This window comes from Flavobacterium sp. 11 (genome assembly GCF_002754315.1).
GTDB lineage: Bacteria > Bacteroidota > Bacteroidia > Flavobacteriales > Flavobacteriaceae > Flavobacterium > Flavobacterium algoritolerans.
The window spans coordinates 3,099,175-3,122,181 of the sequence record NZ_PEFE01000001.1; the positions used below are offsets into that span (position 1 = coordinate 3,099,175).

General features: G+C 32.0%; 16 protein-coding genes, 3 tRNA genes and 1 pseudogene. 11 read left to right on the forward strand and 9 right to left on the reverse strand.

Annotated features, from left to right (window positions below):
• Positions 1 to 40: 40 nt before the first annotated feature.
• Positions 41 to 1,210: an N-acetylmuramoyl-L-alanine amidase gene (locus CLV00_RS13475; protein ID WP_099715669.1), complete on the reverse strand. Its 1,170-nt coding sequence runs from the start codon at positions 1,208 to 1,210 to the stop codon at positions 41 to 43.
• Positions 1,211 to 1,293: 83 nt separating this feature from the next.
• Here CLV00_RS13475 and CLV00_RS13480 point away from each other — a divergent pair, with 83 nt between their 5' ends.
• Together CLV00_RS13480 and CLV00_RS13485 are read left to right on the forward strand one after the other, a co-directional pair.
• Complete coding sequence (locus CLV00_RS13480) at positions 1,294 to 4,041, forward strand: putative LPS assembly protein LptD (RefSeq protein ID WP_099716352.1); 2,748 nt, start codon at positions 1,294 to 1,296, stop codon at positions 4,039 to 4,041.
• Positions 4,042 to 4,080: 39 nt separating this feature from the next.
• Complete coding sequence (locus tag CLV00_RS13485) at positions 4,081 to 4,461, forward strand: Rid family detoxifying hydrolase (RefSeq protein WP_099715670.1); 381 nt, start codon at positions 4,081 to 4,083, stop codon at positions 4,459 to 4,461.
• A gap of 25 nt (positions 4,462 to 4,486) precedes the next feature.
• Here the strand turns inward: CLV00_RS13485 and CLV00_RS13490 are convergent, their stop codons facing one another.
• The 4 genes from CLV00_RS13490 to CLV00_RS13505 form a co-directional block, all read right to left on the reverse strand.
• Positions 4,487 to 5,338: an N-acetylglucosamine kinase gene (locus tag CLV00_RS13490; protein ID WP_099715671.1), complete on the reverse strand. Its 852-nt coding sequence runs from the start codon at positions 5,336 to 5,338 to the stop codon at positions 4,487 to 4,489.
• Between the two features lie 137 nt (positions 5,339 to 5,475).
• Positions 5,476 to 6,480 (reverse strand): type I glyceraldehyde-3-phosphate dehydrogenase, encoded by a 1,005-nt coding sequence (gene gap, locus CLV00_RS13495; RefSeq protein WP_099715672.1) that lies wholly within the window; start codon positions 6,478 to 6,480, stop codon positions 5,476 to 5,478.
• 74 nt (positions 6,481 to 6,554) lie between these two features.
• On the reverse strand, positions 6,555 to 7,541 hold the full coding sequence (gene pfkA, locus CLV00_RS13500; protein ID WP_099715673.1) for a 6-phosphofructokinase: 987 nt from the start codon (positions 7,539 to 7,541) through the stop codon (positions 6,555 to 6,557).
• Between the two features lie 385 nt (positions 7,542 to 7,926).
• Positions 7,927 to 12,333, reverse strand: a complete 4,407-nt coding sequence (locus CLV00_RS13505) for a translocation/assembly module TamB domain-containing protein (protein ID WP_099715674.1) — start codon at positions 12,331 to 12,333, stop codon at positions 7,927 to 7,929.
• A 226-nt stretch (positions 12,334 to 12,559) separates the two neighbouring features.
• Here CLV00_RS13505 and tsaD point away from each other — a divergent pair, with 226 nt between their 5' ends.
• From tsaD to CLV00_RS13545, 8 genes are all read left to right on the forward strand, one after another.
• The gene (tsaD, locus tag CLV00_RS13510; RefSeq protein WP_099715675.1) at positions 12,560 to 13,582 is read left to right on the forward strand and encodes a tRNA (adenosine(37)-N6)-threonylcarbamoyltransferase complex transferase subunit TsaD; all 1,023 of its coding nucleotides are present in this window, start codon (positions 12,560 to 12,562) and stop codon (positions 13,580 to 13,582) included.
• Positions 13,583 to 13,585: 3 nt separating this feature from the next.
• Positions 13,586 to 14,296, forward strand: coding sequence for a 16S rRNA (uracil(1498)-N(3))-methyltransferase (locus CLV00_RS13515; RefSeq protein ID WP_099715676.1), 711 nt, complete (start codon positions 13,586 to 13,588; stop codon positions 14,294 to 14,296).
• An 18-nt stretch (positions 14,297 to 14,314) separates the two neighbouring features.
• Positions 14,315 to 14,953, forward strand: a complete 639-nt coding sequence (locus CLV00_RS13520; protein ID WP_099715677.1) for a DUF4159 domain-containing protein — start codon at positions 14,315 to 14,317, stop codon at positions 14,951 to 14,953.
• Positions 14,954 to 15,397: 444 nt separating this feature from the next.
• On the forward strand, positions 15,398 to 16,345 hold the full coding sequence (locus tag CLV00_RS13525; RefSeq protein WP_099715678.1) for a zinc metalloprotease: 948 nt from the start codon (positions 15,398 to 15,400) through the stop codon (positions 16,343 to 16,345).
• Between the two features lie 244 nt (positions 16,346 to 16,589).
• Complete coding sequence (locus CLV00_RS13530; RefSeq protein ID WP_099715679.1) at positions 16,590 to 17,537, forward strand: zinc metalloprotease; 948 nt, start codon at positions 16,590 to 16,592, stop codon at positions 17,535 to 17,537.
• Between the two features lie 77 nt (positions 17,538 to 17,614).
• Positions 17,615 to 18,706, forward strand: a complete 1,092-nt coding sequence (locus CLV00_RS13535) for an AI-2E family transporter (protein WP_099715680.1) — start codon at positions 17,615 to 17,617, stop codon at positions 18,704 to 18,706.
• 2 nt (positions 18,707 to 18,708) lie between these two features.
• Positions 18,709 to 19,890 carry an SAM-dependent methyltransferase gene (locus CLV00_RS13540; RefSeq protein WP_099715681.1) on the forward strand — a complete coding sequence of 394 codons (1,182 nt, stop codon included), beginning with the start codon at positions 18,709 to 18,711 and terminating at the stop codon, positions 19,888 to 19,890.
• Positions 19,891 to 19,892: 2 nt separating this feature from the next.
• Positions 19,893 to 20,459 carry a hypothetical protein gene (locus CLV00_RS13545; RefSeq protein WP_099715682.1) on the forward strand — a complete coding sequence of 189 codons (567 nt, stop codon included), beginning with the start codon at positions 19,893 to 19,895 and terminating at the stop codon, positions 20,457 to 20,459.
• A gap of 3 nt (positions 20,460 to 20,462) precedes the next feature.
• On the opposite strand, the gene CLV00_RS13550 is transcribed toward CLV00_RS13545, so the two are convergent.
• From CLV00_RS13550 to CLV00_RS13565, 4 genes are all read right to left on the reverse strand, one after another.
• Positions 20,463 to 21,122, reverse strand: a complete 660-nt coding sequence (locus tag CLV00_RS13550; RefSeq protein ID WP_099715683.1) for a M15 family metallopeptidase — start codon at positions 21,120 to 21,122, stop codon at positions 20,463 to 20,465.
• Positions 21,123 to 21,215: 93 nt separating this feature from the next.
• Positions 21,216 to 21,289 (reverse strand) — tRNA-Arg (locus CLV00_RS13555).
• A gap of 65 nt (positions 21,290 to 21,354) precedes the next feature.
• Positions 21,355 to 21,429: transfer RNA gene (locus CLV00_RS13560), tRNA-Pro, on the reverse strand.
• A 17-nt stretch (positions 21,430 to 21,446) separates the two neighbouring features.
• Positions 21,447 to 21,530: transfer RNA gene (locus CLV00_RS13565), tRNA-Ser, on the reverse strand.
• A gap of 231 nt (positions 21,531 to 21,761) precedes the next feature.
• On the opposite strand from CLV00_RS13565, the pseudogene CLV00_RS13570 reads away from it, so the two are divergent.
• Positions 21,762 to 22,939: pseudogene (locus CLV00_RS13570) on the forward strand (acetyl-CoA C-acyltransferase).
• Positions 22,940 to 23,007: the final 68 nt, after the last annotated feature.

Here is a 23,007-nt window from a genome sequence, read left to right on the forward strand (position 1 = left end):
ATTTTTTTTACAAATTTAATATAAAAAAGATAAGCTATTACTATTTAATTACGTCTTGGATATTAACTTTCTCTCCATTTTTAAATACAATCAAAAACGCAGAATTATATCCTTTTTCTTTCGCCTCGCTTAGTTGCTTTTTTGCTTCATCATAATCTGAGGTTTCACCATACATATATTTGTAAACCCTGTTTTCATAGGCTACAGAAATATTCTTAAGTCCATTAAAATTTCTTGGAATTAAATCTAATCTTTTACTACTGGCTGAAAGCTGCACTTTAAATAAAGGCTTAGCATTATCAATCGTTTTTTTTACTTGTAAAGATTCTGCTGTGGGTTGTGGAATCATTTTTGGTTTAGCAGGAGAAACTGTATCTCTTATAGGTTTTTCGTTGATTTTTTGCGAAGGCAACTCTTCAAAAATTTCAGTTTCACCATTGCCAAAATATTCTTTTTTATAACTAATAATTGCATCAGCGATAGCTTTGGCAATTTCATTTTGACCGTCTTCAGAATTTAATATATTTCCCTCAATAGAATTCGAGATAAATCCCATTTCGATTAATACTCTAGGCATGTAAGCTTTATGAAGTACCATAAAAGGTGCTTGCTTTACTCCTCCTCCTCTAATTTTTTTTCCTAAATCTGCAAAAGAATCTTCTACCTTACTTGCCAATGAAATGCTATTGTCTAAATATTCTTCCTGCATCAAAGTCATTCCTATCATAGTCTCCGGAGAGTTCGGATCAAATCCTTCGTATTTTTGTTTGTAATCTTTCTCTAATGTTATTACAGAGTTCTCTTTTTTAGCAGCTTCAAGATTTGACGCTACTTTACTTAAACCCATTACGTAGGTCTCAGTTCCATCGGCAGCGGTATTTCTATTGGCATTACAATGAATCGAAACAAAAATATTAGCGTTAAATCTATTGGCAATATTCGCTCTTTCAATTAAATCAATAAACACATCTGTTTTTCGGGTATAGTTGACATTAATCTGTGGTGTTGCTTCTAATATTTTTCCAACTTTCAAAACTACTGCCAAGGCAATATTTTTTTCTACACGCCCTTCATAAACAGCACCAAAATCATGTGCTCCGTGGCCTGCATCTAAAGTTACCTTGAAAATATTGGATTGACTAAAGCTCGACAAAGAAATTATCGTCAAAATAAAAGTTAATATTATTTTTATTTTATATGTAATACGCATAAATCCAAAAGTTAATTTAATTAAAACACTACCCTCATAAAATTTTTTATTTGGCTATTTTTGACAAAAAATTATATGTAAGTTTGACATGTCAAAAAACAGGCCATAATTTTACAAAAATAGCATTTAAACCTTTGCATACAAACTTATTTAATATCGTTTTATTATCATTTTTCCTGTCATTGGGGTGTGGTAAATTATATTCTCAAGATATAACAAAAAAAAAGACGGCTATATCCGCAAAAAAACAAGCAGACACTACCAATTTAGATACTAGCAAAAAAAATACTGCTCCTTTATCTGTTAAAAAAGAAGCTGACTCCATAAAAAAAGACACTGTAAAACCTCAAAAAGCGTTTCTTGATGGAAAGGTGAGATACAAAGCGGATCAATATGCTAAAATTGACCAAAAGAAAAAGCTCATCACATTGTATGATAAAGCAGAACTGTATTATCAAGATGTCGAATTGAAATCTGGTATAATCGTTATGGATTATGAGAAAAATGAAGTTTACGCAGGACGTATTAAAGATTCAACTGGTGCTTACACACAATACCCAAATTTCAAGCAAGGCGCAAATGTGGTAGAACCAGATTCTATTCGTTTTAATTTTAAAACAAAAAAAGCTTTAATCTGGAATTCCAGATCAGATCAAGGAGAATTTAAAATTAAAGCTTCTATAACAAAAAAAGAAAATGACTCCGTTTATTTTTTAAAAGGAGCTCGTTTCACCACTTCAAAAGATGTTGACAATCCTGAATATTATTTCCAAACCAACAAAGTAAAATTTATTCCCGGTAAAAAAGTAGTTACCGGATTGACTAATATGGTCATTGCAAATGTTCCTACTCCTATAGCTTTACCGTTTGCTTTTTTTCCAATGAGTAAAGAAACCAGCATTTCAGGATTGATTTTACCCAGCTATAACGACTCCAACAATCGTGGATTTTCTCTTCAAAATTTAGGATATTATTTTGCGTTGAGCGACAATTATGATTTAACCGTTTTGGGAGATTATTATACCAATGGAAGTTATGGTTTGCGTTTTGAATCCAGTTATGCCAAAAGATATAATTATAGAGGAAACTTAAACATTAGATTCGAAAATTTAATCACCAGTGAAAGAGGATATCCTGATTATTTGAAACAAAATATTTATAACATTCAATGGTCTCATTCCAAAGATTCTAAATCAAATCCTAATTCCAGTTTTTCAGCCTCTGTGAATCTTGGAAGTAGTAAATACTTCAAGCAATCCATCAATCAGGTTAATATTGGTTCGAATCTTAATAATACATTAAGCTCTTCGATATCGTATTCAAAAACATTTACTTCGGTTCCACAAGTCAGAATGTCTTTGACCGCAACACACTCTCAAAATACACAAACAGAAGAAATCAATATGACTTTGCCAACACTACAATTGAGTGTTGACAGGATTTATCCTTTTGTAAGTAAAGATGGAGTCAAGAAAGGTTTTTTCAAAAACATCAATTTACAATACAATTTAAACGGTAGAAATAGTATTGTAACTACTGACTCCTTATTCTTTAAACCACAAATGTTTAGAGATGCAAAAGTTGGTTTTCAACACAGCATTCCATTAAGCACCAATTTTAAATTATTTAAATATTTCAGTGCCTCTACTTCCATGAACTACGAGGAAATTTGGTATACCAAAACAATTGAAAGAAGTTATGATGTTGACCAAAGTAAAGTTGTTGATAAAACCATAAATGGATTTGACGCTTTTAGAACGTACTCCTTTTCATCCAGCGTAGGAACAACTATATATGGAACTTTTAATTTTGGTAATGACAAAAAAATCAAATCGATAAGACACGTCATGAGACCATCTGTATCGTATGGCTATACTCCTAGTTTTGAAAAATACTACGACACCTATGCTTCAGACGCTAGCGGGACAATGAAACAATATTCCAGATTTGAAAGCGGAATTTTTGGTGCTCCGGGATTAAATAATTCCAATACTTTAGGTTTTGATTTGAGCAATACTTTTGAAGCAAAAGTTACAGACAAAGACAGTACTAAAGTAGAACCTAAAAAAATAATGCTGCTTAATAACTTGAACCTTTCCACTAGTTATAATCTTGATGCAGATGGCGTAACTACGCTTGCTTTTGCTCCAATAAGAGTTAGCGGTGGTACAACATTATTAGACAACAAAATGAATGTCAATTTTGGTGCTACATTAGACCCTTATGCCATTGACAATTCAGGAAACCGAATAAATGTGTTCAACATTGATAATGGCGGAAGTCTTTTTAGAATGACAAGTTCGAATATGACTTTAAATTATTCGATTTCGAGCCAGGGCAAAGACAAAACCGATAAGGACAAGAATACCCAAAGTCAACGAAATGGTGGTCGTGAAGATGATTTATTTGGGACAAATACTGATTTAGGTGACAGTCGAAGAAGTCAATTTGAAGAAGAGGATGAAGACGAAGGTGAAGATAAAATCTCGGAATTTTTCAACTCAAAGTTGCCTTGGGACATGACATTTGCTTATTCCTTGACGTACGGGAATAACAATAGAGAAAATAAAATCATTGGTAATTCTATAATGATTTCAGCAAATGCTGACATAACTCCAAAATGGAAAGCCGGTGTATCTACAGGTTATGATTTTGTACAAAAAGGAGTTACTTTCACACAGCTTCGTTTTGAAAGGGATTTATTGAGTTGGAGAATGGATTTCAATTGGTCTCCATTTGGAACAAATGCAAATTGGGGTTTCTTTATCGGAATAAAATCTGGTGTTCTTAGTGATATCAAATGGGATAAGCGAAGTACCATAAACCGATAATTGATTCTTAAACTTTTTACTATATAAAAATATTGTTTTATGAAAAAGATAATTTTTACAGAAAATGCTCCGGCACCAATCGGGCCTTATAACCAAGCTGTTCTTAAAGGAAATACGCTATATACTTCTGGTCAGATTGCAATTAATCCTGCAACTGGAGAATTGACTACGGAAACTATTGAAGCGGAAACCGAGCAAGTAATGCAAAACATGAAAGCCGTACTTGAAGCAGCAGGAATGTCATTTGAAAATGTTGTAAAAACAACCATATTCATCATGGATATGAATGATTTTGGAAAAATAAATACCGTTTATGGTTCTTATTTTAACGAAAAAACCGCTCCAGCTCGTGAAACGGTTCAAGTGGCTTGTTTGCCAAAAAATGTAAATGTTGAAATTTCAATGATTGCAATACTTTAGTTGAGTATTGCAATCATTTAGATTTTTATTTGTTGGCAATATGATACGCAATAAGTCCATCAATTGGTCTTCTAAGTACATTACCTAATTGTAATTCATATTTATCGAAAGTCTCTTGCAATTCATCTTTCAAATAAAATGCAATAGATCCCACAAAGTGAACAGGTACTTCCTTGCAATTATCAAATTGTTTAATATAATTTTTTACAAAAGATTTCATTCCTTTTAAAATTATTTTTCTACAAAACTCAGTGTCTTTATGTTGAATTAAGAACTTTGCAAATGTTGCTAAGTAAGCATTAGGATTTGCTTCTTTGTATAATTTACTTTTAATAGCATCAGGATCTAAATCGTATTCTTTCTCAAATTCTACTGCCAATTCTTTTGGCATTTTATTGAAATAATACTTTCTGATTAATTCTTTTCCAAAAACATTACCGCTACAATCATCCATAACGATATATCCTAATGATTGTACTTTTTGGTGCAATTCTTTTCCATCAAAATAACTACAGTTAGATCCGGTTCCTAATATGCTGACAATAGCTTTTTCGCCTTTAGGTGTTGTAGCGTAAACTGCAGCATAAGTATCCTCTTCAACTACAATAATTGCGTTAGGAAAATAGTTTTGAAAAATTTGTGAAAGTGAAATTTTCATTCTATCAGTTCCACAGCCTGCGCCATAGAAAAATAAATGAGTGGCCTCTTTTTTATTTTGCAATATATCAAAACGATCATTTAGACGTTCAATAATTTCATCTCCATCTAGAATTTCTGGATTTAATCCTAATGTTTGTGTGGTGAACAATACTTTTCCGGCATCATCTATCGCAATCCAATCGGCTTTAGTAGAACCACTATCAACTAATAATCTCATTTTTTTTGGTTTTTTTGGTTTTTGTGTTTCGTTTTTCTAGTTTAAAATGTGTGCAGTATAAAATTTACATTCAAAAAAGTAAACAAAAAATAAAATCCCGTTAAATATAATATAACGGGATTTGTAAATATAAAGAATTATTTTAACCCTGCAATATGTACAGATAAATCAATTAATTTGCTAGAATAACCATATTCATTATCATACCAAGAGATGATTTTGAAAAAAGTAGAGTTCAATCCAATTCCTGCATTAGCATCAATGATAGATGTTCTTGAATCAGAAACGAAATCTTGAGAAACAACTAAATCTTCAGTATATCCTAAGATACCTTTCATTGTAGTTTCTGAAGCATTTTTCAATACAGCCATAATTTCTTCGTAAGTAGTTTCTTTTTCAACTTTTACAGTTAAATCAACTACAGAAACATCAGTTGTAGGAACACGCATTGACATACCTGTTAATTTTCCGTTCAATGAAGGAATAACTTTTCCTACTGCTTTAGCAGCACCTGTAGAAGATGGGATGATGTTACATGAAGCAGCACGTCCACCTCTCCAGTCTTTTCTAGAAGGACCATCAGTAGTCATTTGAGTTGAAGTTGTTGCGTGAACAGTAGTCATCAACGCTTCAACAATTCCAAAGTTATCATTGATAACTTTAGCTAATGGAGCTAAACAGTTAGTAGTACAAGATGCATTAGAAACAACCATATCAGTTGCTAAAGCTTCCTCATGGTTTACTCCCATTACAAACATTGGAGCATCAGCAGAAGGAGCTGAAATAATTACTTTTTTTGCACCACCTTTGATGTGCTCGTTTGCAGTTTCAATAGTTGTAAAGAAACCAGTACATTCAGCAACTACATCAACATCAACTTCATTCCATTTTAAATCTGCAGGATTTCTTTCAGCAGTAATACGAATGTTTTTTCCGTTTACAAAAAGTTTTCCATCAGTAACTTCAACAGTTCCATTGAAACGACCGTGAACTGAATCATATTTTAATAAGTAAGCCAAGTGATCTACATCTAATAAATCATTGATTGCTACAACTTCTACATTATCTCTGTTGAAAGATTCTCTGAAAACAATTCTTCCAATTCTTCCAAATCCGTTTATTCCTAATTTTACTTTTGACATTTTACTTTAATTTTTTTGTTTATTTTTATTAACTCAACCTAAAGTCTAATTTCCTCACAATAAACTTTAACCACTTATGTAGACATAATGTCTGAAACTCTCAATAATTCTCTATCAATCATTGTTTTTCCTTTAATTGCTTGTTCTAAAGGCGTTAACGCTACTTTATCATTTTGCAATCCAACCATATAATTTGACTTTCCTTCCAATAAAGATTCAACGGCTTTTACACCTAATCTACTGGCTAAGACTCTGTCAAAACAAGATGGGGAACCACCTCGTTGCATGTGACCTAAAACTGAAACTCTAACATCATATTCAGGCAAATTGGCTTCAACATAATCTTTTAATTCGAATACATTTTTCCCAATTTTATCTCCTTCAGCAATAACAACTATACTGGATGATTTTCCTGAAGCTTTACTTTTTTGCAGTGACTCTAATAATCGGTCTAAACCTAAATCTTCTTCAGGAATTAAAATTTCTTCGGCTCCTGCACCAATACCTGCATTCAAAGCGATATGCCCAGCGTCTCTTCCCATTACTTCTACAAAGAATAATCGGTTGTGAGAACTTGCAGTATCTCTAATTTTATCAATTACATCAACTACAGTATTTAAAGCAGTATCGTACCCTAGAGTATGACTCGTCCCAAAAATATCATTATCAATAGTTCCCGGGATTCCCATTACTGGAAAATTAAATTCAGTATTGAATAATAAACCTCCGGTAAAAGTTCCGTCACCTCCTATTACCACTAAAGCGTCAATTCCTGCTTTAGTAAGATTTTCGTGTGCTTTTTTTCTTCCTTCTGGAGTTTTAAATTCTAAAGATCGAGCCGATTTAAGAATCGTCCCTCCTTTATTTACAATGTTGTTTACACTTCGAGGTCCCATTTCTTTGAAGTCACCTTCAATCATTCCTTGATATCCTCTATAAATCCCTATGCATTCTATATTATGATAAGCACATGTTCGAACAACTGATCGAATAGCTGCATTCATTCCTGGCGAGTCTCCTCCCGAAGTTAGAACGCCAACTTTTTTTATTGTTTTTGGCATTATTTAAGTATTAAAGTGTAAAATTAGCAAACATTCAGCACTTTTAAAGCTGTGTTTTTAATAAATTAGTAAACCGTTCCAAATTCAAACGTTTTCGTTGATAAGTTTTTGGAAAAACAAAATAAAAAGGATTTTATTTAACAAAATTGAAAAATAATCGATTTTTATTTGATAATTAACAATTCGCTTGTTTTTTTGATTAAAAATCAAGACAATACATTAACTATTTGTTACTAAGATACAAAAAGAGCGTTTTCTTCTGTAAACTTTAAAAAATAATTATGATTTTATACAGCGATTGACTGTTCGAAATATTAATCGCCAGCAACATTAAAATGCATTTTTATTCAGAATTCGTAGTTTTTGTATTCAAAAAGACCAACTATTAGTTTTCCTCAGGAAGCAAACCTTCTTGATTTTTCTTGATCTTTTTGGGAACGGATTTATTTGATTTAGAAAAATTAATATAATCCGGAGACATATCAGAATCTTGATCTTCGGCAACAGGAACAGTAGCTCGGTCTATTTTTAGATTTTTAAAAATTTTATTGACTAGCTCTTTAAAAGTATCAAAATCGACCTCATAAGAAACCCCTAAACCTTGTGTATATCCAATTCCTTGACCTATATAATTAATATCATTCTCTTTATTAAAAAGACGTAAATTAAGTGTTCCGTCTTCATTTACTCTATACAAAACTTCAACATCTCCTACGATTGCTGATTCATTAATCCCTCCAAAAGGAACTCCGAGTTTTCCATTAATCGTAATTCTTTCATTAATTTTTGATGAAATTGTAGCTACAAATCTTCCGTCAGTTTCTTTTCCTATTCTTCTATCCGCACCAATGAAATTAAGACCTACTTTAAATTTCTCATCATCCGATTGTATGATTCCACCAAGTATACTAGAAGCTGTTTCAAATAAACTTCCTGAAAAATCCGATTGACTCACTCCTTCCGGACTTAAAAAACCACCAGATGATAATAAATACAAAGCTTGAGTTTGTCTTACATCCTTATCGTTTAATTTATATTGAATTTCTGATTTCAAAACATTACTTACTGTTGGGAATTCAATATTAAAATCAGGTTCCGGACTCGTCAAATCGCCTCGAATACCAATCACTACTTCAACAGGAACTTTAGTGTTAAACGATGAATTATCTAACAATACAGCAGGATTTGCTGTAGTTTTATATACCGCTTCAAGGTTTAATTGTGCTCTCATCGGATTTCCTTCCCAAGAAATAGAACCACCTTTTCTAACTGCAAATTTCTTATCAATAAGTCCTCCATATTTAAAATTATAGGTTCCTTCATACGCCTGGAAATCTCCCCACATATTGAATTTTCCTAAAGTATTTATTTTAAACAATAAAGATCCAAAACCTTTCCCTTTCATTCCATGACCAGTATTTCGATCCAAAATTACTTCTACTTCAGCATCCGGTGTAATATCTAAATCAAACTCTAATTCCAGTCCGTTGTAGTTTCTGGAATTATCCGTAATTCCGTTTTCTAGATTGTATTTTTCTTGAGCGGTCACAAAATGTAGAAAAACATTATCACTTACGCTTTCGGCATTATTAATAGGGATTTTTACAGCTGTTCCTTTTTCAGATTTTGCGTCAACTTTTATAAACAAAGAATTTGTTGGACCTTTTATAGTGGCTATACCGTCAATAAAAGCAGTTCCGTAATAAGCGGCATCTTCACTGTCTTGAGTATCTAACGCTAAAAGTCTTTTGGAATTAATGGCTAAATCCAGCTTCCAATCTGCAAAATTATTATGTTCAATACTTCCGTTCAATTTCCCTATCGTTCCGTATTTTGTATCCGTAAGCGTATTATTTCTAAACAGAAATTTCTCATCGGTAAGGTCAATAATGGTATTGTTGCTCAATGCATAATCAACATTCAAATACGGAATAGTTATACCCGCATCATCCAAAAATAAACGCCCATTAATATTCGGTTTTTTAAGATTTCCTTCAATCGTGGCATTACCGGAAATAGAACCTCTAATATTCGATAAAACTTCCCCGCCAAGCGAGTTAAGAGTTGCAATGTTAAACTTTTCGAATTTTAGTTTTAAATCCAGAATAGTTTCTTTGTTAACTATTTCAAAGCTTCCATTGGCATTAAAAGATTCAAAATTTTTATTTTCTAAATTAGAATTTATGGTAAACTTTCTAAGGCTTTCATCCCCTTCAATTTCAAAATTCAAAGTACCTAAATCTGTTTTATTGACATTCAAATTATCGATTACTATAGAAGATGTAGGCTGATAAACATTATTATTTTGCTTGAAATTTACCTCGCCATTTATATTACCATGTGCAACAAATTTATTATTGAAGGGCGTAATTTGGTTTAAATCTACATCTTTAAAGCTCAATTTCAAATCCTTGACATTAGAGCCTTTAAAAGCACCCATTAACGAAATAGACTGATTTTCATGCGACAATATTATATTGTCAATGTCAAAATTCTTAAATGATTTATCAAAAACAATCTGATTATTTGGCGTTTCATTTTCATTCAAAAACCAAAGATAGTCCTTGAATTTAACTTCTGATTTACTGATTCCAACAACGTTATTATTGTCTTTATTGATGGTATGATATAAATTCAGATTATAATAATCCTCCCCTTTTGAACCGCCTTTAAATTCTGAACGAAAGAACAAAGTATCTTTCATGGTCACATTTATCACACTAAAATCACGAATTTTATAATATTTCGTTTTTATGCTATCCAATTCAATGTAAGCATTATAAAGTGGATTTTTATTATCTACTGAAACTCTTATATTATCAAATGTATTATCAGAGGCTACTATTTGAGGCGAATTAAAATTAAGTTTAAACTCTTGATTATCAGAATTTATATTTCCTTTAACTATAGTATTAGAACCGATTGAAATATCAGGATAAAATATTTCGATGATTTTATTATAAATCGAGAAATTGAATTTAAGAAACTGCCCTTTTTTGACCTTACTTGGTTTGAAATTTGTATAAAGACTTCCCAAAGAATTTTTTACTAAATTCTCCAACTGATTGAATTCATATTTACCTACAATTTCACCTTCAACAATATCCGGAGAGTTTACTGTTATGGTTCGGATTCTGTTTTGGTCAAAACTGGAAATTATTGTAAAATCATCAAAGTTGTAAATTCCCTTTGTATTTTGATAAGACGTTTTATTAATATAAACATTTCCTTGAAAATTCTCTATATTATTTCCCGAAGCTTCCACCACAACGTCCCCTTTGAAAATAGAAACAGAATCTTTTACTAATTTCAATTTAGTTAAATCGGCGTTTTCAACATTTATATGAAAATCATATCGGCTGTCTTTTTTACTTAAATCCAATAAACCATCAAAAGTCATACTCAAATTAGGGTCATTTACAGATATTTGACCTTTATAATTAGGACTTTTAAGCGTTCCATTGACAACAATATTGGTATAATTATAGTTTTTATAATCGATTTGACTAATATCTCCTTTGATTGCAGTATTAAGATATTCCCTTTTAAAACCTTTTCCGTCTACATCAATATTCAAACTTACATTACCTAACTCCTTTTGATCAAATAATGTCCCAATATCAAAATTTTCTAAAATAACATTCCCTAAATAGGAAGCCTTATCAATTACATCAATATTTTGTATTGCTAAATTAGAAGTCACTTTTCCCAATGCGGTAATCATAGAAAAATCAGCGTCAACAGCAGTTGTTGAAACATTAGACGTTCCTGTGGCGGTAAATCTTCCTAATTTCTTTAAAGAAGTCGGTAATTTATTTCCTAAAATATTGGGAAGTATTACGATTAAATCATCATAACTGGACGTTAACTTATCAAACTTAGCATACATCGAAAATTTTTGCCCTTTTTTAGCAAACAAATTTTTAAAATCGATGTCCCCATTAATTTGTGTTTTACGATCATCAACTAACTCTAAGTTTTTAAATTTTAAATCATTAAGTGTCCCTTTTATACTCGCTTTAGTATAAAAATGTTGGTTCCTGCCTAATTCTTTATAAAAATAACGAATGTCATTCGAAGCAATTGATGCTGCGTCTAATTTTATATCAAACTGCACTTTATCCGTAAAATTAGAAAAATCTTCAATTTTATATTTTAATAAAACAGTCCCTTTCAAGGTTGATTCTTTAGTCAACAAATCAAAATTTTCCAGTTTTATATTCTTTTTTGAATAACTGAATTTGGAACTTAAATTTTTAACATACAAACCGCGAAAATCCAAAAACGACATTCTATTAATCATTGTGGTAACATCCGGACCGTATATTTTGAAATCAGTTACTGAAGCATTCAGTTTAGTAAAATCTAAATCCTTAGGATTCTCGCGATTGTCATCCGTCAAAATAAAATGACCATCATAAATTTTTAATGCATTCGCTTTTAGTAGAAACTTCTTGCTTGATGGTTTTCCTGTTTCAAAAGCTGCAATAAACTTATCGAGATTGGATTGCTTTTCGTTTTTATACGTTCTCAAATTAAAAAGTAGCCCGTGTAAATCTAAATCATCAAAGATTAAATCTCCATCGAGCATTTTTTTACCTTCTAAAATAGTGGTTGAAATTCTATTGGCATAAATTAAAGTATCTTTATGATGATCACGAATCAATACCTTTTTAAACTTTACACCTCCAAAAACCGAAATGGCGACTTCATCAATATTAATATTAGTCCCAAAATCTTTATTGATACTATTTGTAAAATATTGAGCAATTTTTGTTTGAACAAATGGCATGGTAAGAGCAATACCGAGTACCAACAAAAGTAGGATTAGTCCAAGTAGAGAACGAAATACTATTTTTTTAATTTTTTTGATACCTATATACTATTTAAATTTTCTAATATTTCATTTTTGCCTTTGGAAACGGAAGCACCTTAAATAAAAATTCTTTAATTTTGGCTGCTACAAAACGATTTTTATAATCGACTTGTCAAATGTAATTCAAAATTTGTGCCTTTTTATGCAAAATCCTGAGGTTTTTATTCTTGCCATCGAAAGTTCCTGTGATGATACCGCAGCTGCCATTTTACAAAACGATAAAGTATTGTCAAATGTTGTTGCAAATCAGCTTATACATAATCAATATGGAGGCGTTGTTCCTGAACTCGCTTCTCGTGCCCACCAACAAAACATAGTTCCGGTAATCGATGCAGCGCTTCGTAATGCAAATATACAAAAAGAACAGCTATCGGCAATTGCCTTTACACAAGGTCCAGGACTGATGGGGTCCCTTTTAGTGGGAAGTTCGTTTGCAAAATCAATTGCTTTGGCCTTGCAAATTCCTTTAATTGCCGTAAATCATATGCAAGCGCATGTTTTGGCCCATTTTATAGACGAAGAAGGATATGAAAAACCAACTTTCCCTTTTTTGGCGTTGACCATAAGCGGCGGACATACTCAAATTATAAAAGTGGACAATTATTTTGACATGACTGTAATTGGAGAAACCACTGATGATGCGGTTGGCGAAGCTTTTGATAAAAGTGCAAAAATACTAGGACTTCCCTATCCTGGCGGTCCTTTAATTGACAAATATGCACAATTAGGAAATCCTAAAGCCTTTGCATTTACAAAACCAAAAGTTCCGGGATTAGATTTCAGCTTTTCAGGTCTAAAAACGGCTATTTTATATTTTATTCAAAAGAAAAAATTAGAAAACCCCAATTTTGTTGACGAAAACCTCAATGATATTTGTGCATCCATTCAACATACGATTATTGAAATTTTAATGGACAAAATAAAATTGGCAGTAAAGGAAACCGGAATTAAGCAAATAGCTATTGGCGGAGGAGTTTCTGCAAATTCTGGAATCCGAAATACATTAAAAGAAACAGAGAATAAATACGGTTGGAAAACCTTTATTCCTAAATTTGAATACACTACCGATAATGCTGCAATGATTGGAATTGTAGGTTATCAAAAGTTTTTATCCCAAAAATTTGAAACTTCATCTGTTGTTTCTAAAGCAAGAATACAATTATAAATTATGCAATTATTTTACAATCCAAATATTACTGAATCTACCGAAACTTTTTCTTTTGATAAAGAAGAAAGCAAACATATTATTAAAGTATTACGAAAGAAAGATACCGATATATTATTTGTAACCAATGGTTTGGGTTTTTTATTTAAAACTGAAATCACATTGGCTTCGGATAGCAAATGCACCGTTAAAATCCTTTCTTTCGAAAAAGCACCAGCTTCAAAATTTCATTTGCATTTGGCGGTAGCGCCAACTAAAATGAATGATCGTTACGAATGGTTTCTTGAAAAAGCAACCGAAATAGGCATACACGAAATCACACCAATTATCTGTGATCATTCTGAGCGAAAAGTCATTAATAATGAACGATTTGATAAGATTTTGTTGGCTGCAATGAAGCAATCTAATGAATTGTATTTACCCAAATTAAATGATGCCATAACCTTCAAAGAATTTATTAAACTTGAAAGAGAAGGTTTAAAACTGATTGCACATTGCGAAGAAACGGATAAAAAAACACTAAAATCAGTTTTGAAACCCAATGAAGATATAACATTACTCATAGGACCAGAAGGTGATTTTTCGGAAAAAGAAATCGCTTTGGCTCTAGAAAACAGTTTTATTCCGGTTTCATTAGGCAATACTAGATTAAGAACAGAAACTGCAGCAATTGTTGCCTGTCATAGCGTAGTTTTTGTCAATGAGGAAGAATAAAAACCGATTTTAATCATTATGAAACAACTATTTTATCTCCTGTTATTGTTTTCAATACCAACATTTTCGCAAGAAATTGCTTTGGTAAAATATAGCGGCGGCGGTGATTGGTATGCAAATCCTACATCATTGCCCAACTTGATAAAATATTGTAATGCCAATATCAATACCCGAATAAAAACAAAACCATCAACTGTTGAACCCAGCAGTCCTGACTTATTCTCCTATCCCTATGTTCACATGACAGGACATGGAAATGTTGTTTTTAGTGATGCTGACAGTAGTAATCTTAAAAATTATTTACTCGCTGGAGGATTTCTCCATATTGATGATAATTACGGTATGGATCAATACATACGAAAAGAAATAAAAAAAATATTTCCAAATAATAACCTGATTGAAATCCCATCCAATCATGCCATTTTTCAAAAACCATATTCATTCCCAAACGGATTGCCAAAAATACATGAGCATGATGGAAAACGACCGCAAGCCTTCGGGATATTTGTCGAAAACAAATTAGTATTGCTTTACACCTACGAATGTGATTTAGGAGACGGTTGGGAAGATCCAGAAGTGAACAACGATCCACTTGATGTTCGTGAAAAAGCATTAAAAATGGGCGCAAATATTCTTAATTATATTTTTAATAATTAAGAATTCTGTTTTTAAGTTTCATTTAAAAACGACCTATTCAATATTTAGATTTGAATAGGCGTTTTCATTTAAAACCGTTTCAACAAAAATATATTACACACACAGGTACTGAAAAATAAGGAAAAATAACCTCCAAAAGACTATTTATAGCAAAAAATAAAAACATCAATTTCATATACATTTATGAGATTATTTTGTTTAATGACAAAATATCTCTTAAATGAATCCATTATCACTACAATTTTGGAGTGTTGAAATCTGGTAGAAAAAAATTTGTATGAAAGTACTTGTAAATTGTAAATCTTTAAAATTAACTCAAAGCAGTAAAATCAATAGAATGATTTATTTTTTAATTTTTTTTTTCAATAAAATTTTTTTTGTGAAAAAATTGTTATAGAATTGTGAAATAATTAACCAAATCTATTAATTTATAACAAATTTTTTATGAAAAAAATTCTTTTATCTGCCGTAGCATTATTGATGCTTTTCTCTTGTCAAAATGAAACAACAGAAGTTGCACCAGAAGCCAGTGTATTGGCACGACGCGGTTGTGCGTCTCAAGAAGTTCTTGAAGCGCAATTGAAAGCTGACCCAACTTTAGCTTTAAGAATGAACGAAATTGAAGCATTTACTCAAAAAGCAATGTTATCTGGTCGTTTAGTAAACGGTAAAGTTGAAATTCCTGTTGTAGTAAACGTATTGTACAAAACTGCCGCAGAAAACATTTCTGATGCTCAAATTCAATCTCAAATTGATGTATTAAATGACGATTTTAATGCAACTAATTCAGATTTCAGCAGTACACCTGCTTTATTCTCTGGAGTTGCTGCAAATGTTGGAATCACTTTTGTTTTAGAAACAGTAAATAGAAAATCTACTACTAAAACATCTTGGGGAACTAGAGATGCAATGAAAAAAACAAAACAAGGAGGTTTAGATCCTACTTCACCTACAACAAAACTTAACATGTGGGCTTGTACTATTGGTGGTGGAATCTTAGGTTATGCTCAATTTCCTGGAGGATCAACAACTACTGATGGTGTTGTTATCGATTCAAAATATTTTGGATTATCTGGATCAGGAGCTTATCCTTATAACTTAGGAAGAACAGCTACTCACGAAGTTGGTCACTGGATGAACTTACGTCACATTTGGGGAGATGCTACTTGTGGAAGTGATTTAGTTTCTGATACACCTACACACAACACTGCTAACTACGGTGTACCAGCTTACCCACATTACAGCACTTGTACTGGAACTCCGGTAGAAATGACTATGAACTACATGGATTACACAGACGATAGAGGAATGTACATGTTCTCTAACGGTCAAAAATCAAGAATGGCTGCAATTTTTGTTTCTGGTGGATCAAGAGCAGGTTTCGGAATATAATTCCCCTTTAAAACTTATTAAAAGAGGCGACCTAAAAAGTCGCCTCTTTTTTATTTAAAATCTATATGACTTTATTCTAAAATAGTAAAGCTGACTCATTTAATGTTATTATCCCAAAAGCATAATATTAACTCATTTTTTTTATTATTTTTTAAATAAATGTTTAAAAAATTTGTTTTTCGGAAAAATTGTTATAAAATTGTGACATAATCAACCAAAACCATTAATTTATAACAAATTTATTATGAAAAAAATTCTTTTATCTGCTGTAGCATTATTGATGCTTTTTTCTTGTCAAAATGAAACAACAGAAATTACTCAATCAGCTGATGCAGTAACAAAACGCGGTTGTGCATCTCAAGAGGTGTTAGCGGCTCAAATGAAGGCTGACCCGACTTTAGCCTTAAGAATGAATGAAATTGAAGCATTGACACAAAAAACAATGTCTACTGCACGTTTAGTAAACGGAAAGGTTCAAATTCCTGTAGTTGTAAATGTTCTTTACAGAACTACTGCCGAAAATATTTCATTAGCACAGATTCAATCACAAATTGATGTATTAAACAAAGATTTTAACGCAGCTAATTCTGATTTCAATAGCGTTCCTGCATTATTTTCTGGAGTTAAAGCGAACGTAGGTATTTCTTTTGTTTTAGATCAAGTAATTAGAAAATCAACCACTAAAACATCTTGGGGAACAACAGACACTATGAAGAAAACTACTTATGGTGGTTTAGCTCCAACATCTCCAACAACAAAATTAAACCTTTGGATTTGTACTATTGGTGGTGGAATCTTAGGATATGCTCAGTTTCCTGGAGGATCATCTTCAACAGATGGTGTTGCAATTGATTCTAAATATTTAGGAACTACAGGAACTGCTATTTATCCTTACAACTTAGGAAGAACAGCTACTCACGAAGTTGGTCACTGGATGAACTTACGTCACATTTGGGGAGATGCAACTTGTGGAAGTGATTTAGTTTCTGATACACCTACACACAATACTGCTAACTACGGTGTACCAGCTTACCCGCATTACAGCACTTGTTCTGGAACTCCAGTAGAAATGACTATGAATTACATGGATTACACAGACGATAGAGGAATGTATATGTTCTCTAACGGTCAAAAATCAAGAATGGCTGCTTTATTCGTTTCTGGCGGATCAAGAGCTAGTTTTGGAATATAATTTTTTAGTTTTTTTAGATTTTAAAACTCGCTACTTGTTAGCGAGTTTTTTTTATCTTTATAACCTAAAATAGCAATATGATTACATCTAAAACCATTTCAAATGGCATTATCAGAGCATTATTAACAACGGTTTTCATTGGTTTAATTTTGTTCTTCTTCTATAAAATTCAATCGGTACTAATTTATCTTGTTGTATCTTTTATATTTACACTGATTGGAAATCCTATTTTAGACTTTTTCAAAAAAAGATTGAAATTCAACCATCTATTTGCAACTATTACCACTTTATTTATTTTCATATTGATCATATTAGGGTTTATAATGATGTTTATACCTTTAATTTTATCACAAGGGGAAAACTTATCACTTCTTAACACTACTGAAATTGAAAAAAACATAGTTCAGTTAATCAATCAAATCACTGTGTTTTTGGACAATCACCAAATTGATTCCGCACAGGTTTTAAAAGAAGCAAACATTACCTCTAAAATAAATTTCAATATTATCCCTAATTTTTTAAATGCAATTTTAGGTACCATCAGCAGTTTCGGAATGGGATTGGGCTCGGTTCTGTTCATTACTTTTTTCTTTTTAAAAGACCGATTAGTGTTTATGGTTGGTGCCAAAAAATTAATTCCTGATAGTCATGAAGATCAAATCTTGAATTCATTGGAAAAAATAAATCATTTACTGTCTCGTTATTTTATTGGTTTACTGCTTCAATTATTTATTGTATTCCTTTTATACCTTATAGTTCTAGTTATTTTTGGCGTTCCAAATGCAATTGTTATTGCTTTTTTATGCGCTGTACTAAATATCATCCCCTATATTGGTCCATTGATAGCCTCTTTTTTAGCAGCAATTTTAACTATGATGAGTAATTTGGGAAGTGATTTTCAATCTGAAATTTTGCCTACAACAATTTATGTGTTAATCGGTTTTTGGATTGTTCAAATAATTGATAATAACCTTTCGCAACCTATAATTTTTTCCAAAAGCGTTAGCTCACATCCCTTAGAAATATTTCTTGTCATCTTAATTGCAGGTTTTCTTTTTGGAATATTGGGAATGATTGTGGCAGTTCCTTTATACACCATAATAAAGGTGATTGGAAAAGAATTCTTTCCTGAAAACAAAATCATTCAACTATTAACTAAAGATATTTAATTTTGGATTTAAGAATTCTGAATACCGAAATACAGGCGTTTATAAATAATAATATTGGCAAAAGCATTTCGAAGTTAGCACTGCAAAAAAATCCCTTTCAAGATGTGGAGTGGGTTTCCATTTTGAACCAAATAGAAGCTAAAACAAAAGCTAAAGATAAATTACCCAATTGGTTTACTGCCAAAAATATTATTTATCCAAGTAAAATTTCAATAGAACAAACATCATCCGAAAAAACGGCAGCCTATAAAACTTCTATAGTATCTGGGGAATCTCTAATCGATTTAACGGGAGGTTTTGGAGTTGATGATTTTTATTTTGCGAAAAAAATAAAAATGGTGGCACATTGTGAAATTAATCCCGAACTATCAAGTCTGGTAAAGCACAATTTTGAGCAATTGAATGTTTCCAATATCACTTGTTATGCCGGAGACAGTTTAGCGACTTTATTCTCTTTAAATTCAAAATGGGACTGGATTTACATTGATCCTTCCAGACGAAATGACACTAAAGGCAAAGTATTCATGCTAAAGGATTGTTTACCAAATGTTCCTGAAAATATTGATTTTTATTTTACGCATTCAAATGCCGTTCTAATAAAAACAGCACCTATTCTTGATATTTCGGCGGGCTTATCCGAATTAAAACACGTAAAAACGATTCACATCGTAGCTTTAGAAAATGAAGTGAAAGAATTGTTATGGGAATTACACAAAGATTATTCTGGAAATATAAACATCAAAACTGTCAATATTTTAAAAGATAAAACAGAAACATTTGATTTTGTTCTGAACGAAAATTCTAAATTCCCGAACTTAAGCTTGCCTCAAAAGTATTTATACGAACCCAACAGCGCTATCATGAAATCCGGTGGATTTGATGAAGTAAGCGCGTTTTATAATCTAAATAAATTACACAAACATTCTCATTTGTATACATCAACAGCCTTAATATCTTTTCCGGGGCGCGTTTTTGAAATTCAAAATACATTTCCTTACAACAAAACGGAAATGAAAAGTTATTTAGAAAAAAGTCAAGCAAATATAACTACCCGCAATTTTCCTGACAGCGTAGAAACCATTCGAAAAAAATGGAAAATAAAAGACGGAGGAAATGTATATTGTTTTTTCACAACTGATGAAAATAATCATAAAATAGTTTTAATTTGCACCAAAATATCATAAAAATGAAATACGTTATTACAATAACTTTATTATTCCTCAGCTTGAATATATTTGCTCAAAAACCATGTGAATATAACGCAAATGTTACCGATTCTTTAGGGACTTACAAATCGACAAAAGAATACATGATGAGCGAGAAAAATTTTGCCGGAAATTCCAGTTATATTTTTTATTCTTTGGCATTAACAGATGGATTACCAACATTGAGTGTTCAGATTATCCAAAAAAGTAAAGACTTTTTGAAAGCGAATTGTTTTGATAAAAATTCAAAATTATTTTTGCAATTAAACAATGGAAAAATAATCACATTAATACATATCGATCAAGAAAATTGTGGTACTATGTTGCGCAATGATAAAGGATTTGACAATAGAGTGAATTCAGGGATTTTCATGTTTATGAAAGATAGCTTTGAAGAATTAAAAAACTCTCCTGTGTCTATTATGCGTATTAAATATTTGACAGATACAGAAGATTACATCCTCAAAAAAGAGTTTAAATCGGAATTAACGAATGAAATTTACAAACCGGAAACGTATTTCATTGACAATTTAAAATGTATTCAATAACAGCTATTTACAATCCCATTTAGCATTAGAAACTTTATCATTCAAACCTGACTTCAAATTGTAATGCCACCATTCTGAATCAAAAGAATTAAAACCACTATTTACAATAGTTGTTTTTAATAGTATTCTATTTTGTTTTACCGCTGTTGAAAGATTTTGATAATTGTGGCTCGCCTCAACTCCAAAAAAATCGAAAGAAGTTCCCATATCTAATTCTTTCCCCTTACTGTCTACCAAAGTAATATCAACAGCTCCTCCTCTATTATGGATAGAACCTTTGGTAGGATTTGCAACATATTCTGGATTAGATACAATTTTCCACATTTTTTTTTGAATATCCAAAGGGCGATAACAATCAAAAATTTTAATTTTATACCCTTTCTCCATGAATTTTTTATTCGCTTCAACAAGTGCATTAACGGTTTTTAAGCGTAAAAAACATTCCGCACAATCATACACCTTTGCTTTTAGAAAGTTATCAGGCGTTGCATACTTCATATCATAAACAAAATCTTGGCTATACTCTTTTAAATTTACAAATGTAGTGTCATTGATAATTGGGTTATTTTTTTTCTGAATATCAGAAACGATAGTTTGTGATTTACAGGAAACAATACATAAAAAGGTACAAAGAAGTGCAAATGGTTTGAGGCAAGAAGTCATAAACGCTATTTTTTATAAAAATAGAATAAATAAAGGGATTTCAGGAAATATAAAAACAAAAAAAAACGATACTATTTCTAGTATCGTTTTAAGTGAAGGCAGAAGGATTCGAACCTTCGACCGCCTGCTTAGAAGGCAGGTGCTCTATCCAGCTGAGCTATGCCTCCATTTATTATTTTGACCTCCTGCTTAGAAGGCAGGTGCTCTGTAGTAATAAACAGAGTAAAATTAGTCGGGGTGGCAGGATTCGAACCTGCGGCCTCCTGCTCCCAAAGCAGGCGCGATAACCGAGCTACGCTACACCCCGAAAAGCAAATTATAAAGCGGAGGGACAGGGACTCGAACCCTGGCACCGATTACTCGATGACAGTTTAGCAAACTGCTCCATTACCACTCTGGCACCCCTCCAAGCTCAAAGAAACGTGTCCTGTTTTGCGGTTGCAAATTTAAGACATCTTTACGTTTCTCACAACTATTTAAGGCCTTTTTTTTAATATTTTTTATCATTTTTACAAAAACACTTCACAATCAAATATATAGAATAGAAATTAATTTAAAAAAAGATAATGGCAAAATCAAAATTTGAAATTGTTTAAAAAAGATTAAATTTGCTACATAAACCAACATTATAAAAAAGTCATGAACAAAAGAGTTGTTATCGTTTCTGCCGTTAGGACACCTATCGGAAGTTTTATGGGGGATTATCTACAGTTACTGCTCCAAAATTAGGAGCAATCGCTATTAAAGGTGCTTTAGATAAAATAAAGTTAGATCCAAATTTAATTGATGAAGTATTCATGGGCAATGTAGTTCAAGCCGGTGTAGGACAAGCTCCTGCAAGACAAGCTGCACTATTTGCCGGTTTACCAGATTCAGTTGCCTGCACCACAATAAATAAAGTATGTGCTTCAGGAATGAAAGCAGTTATGTTAGGCGCACAAGCTATTCAATGCGGTGATGCCGAAATTGTAGTTGCCGGTGGAATGGAAAACATGAGTTTGATTCCACATTATATGAATTTAAGAAATGGAACTAAATTTGGCCCTGCAACCATGATTGACGGAATGCAGAAAGACGGGCTTACTGATGCTTATGATAACAGCGCTATGGGAGTGTGTGCTGACTTATGTGCTTCAGAATATAATATTACAAGAGAAGATCAAGATAACTACGCAATTCAATCGTATGAGCGTAGTGCAAAAGCATGGGATTCAGGAAAATTTGACAATGAAGTTGTTCCGGTTCCGGTTCCACAAAGAAAAGGAGATCCTATCATCGTTTCTAAAGATGAAGAATTCACGAATGTGAAATTAGATAAAATACCATCATTGAATGCTGTTTTCACAAAAGATGGAACTGTAACTGCAGCTAATGCATCAACAATAAACGATGGAGCAGCAGCAGTAATATTAATGAGTGAGGAAAAAGCAATCGCTTTAGGACTAAAACCTTTGGCTTATATCAACGGATATGCTGATGCCGCTCAAGAACCTAAATGGTTTACTACAAGTCCTGCAAAAGCAATTCCTAAAGCATTGGAAAAAGCTGGAATAACGATTAATGATGTAGATTATTTTGAATTTAATGAAGCATTTGCCGTTGTAGGTTTGGCTAATTCACAAATTCTTGGATTAGAAGACAACAAAGTAAATGTAAATGGTGGTGCTGTATCTTTAGGACATCCTCTTGGTTGTTCAGGAGTTAGAATCATTGTTACGTTATTAAATGTTTTAGAACAGAACAATGCTAAAATTGGTGCTGCTGCAATTTGCAATGGCGGTGGCGGTGCTTCAGCAATTGTTATTGAAAGAGCTTAAATAATTATAGGTTAAGAGTTATAGGTTTTTCAAGTCTATAACTCTTAATTCTTAACTCATAAAAGAAC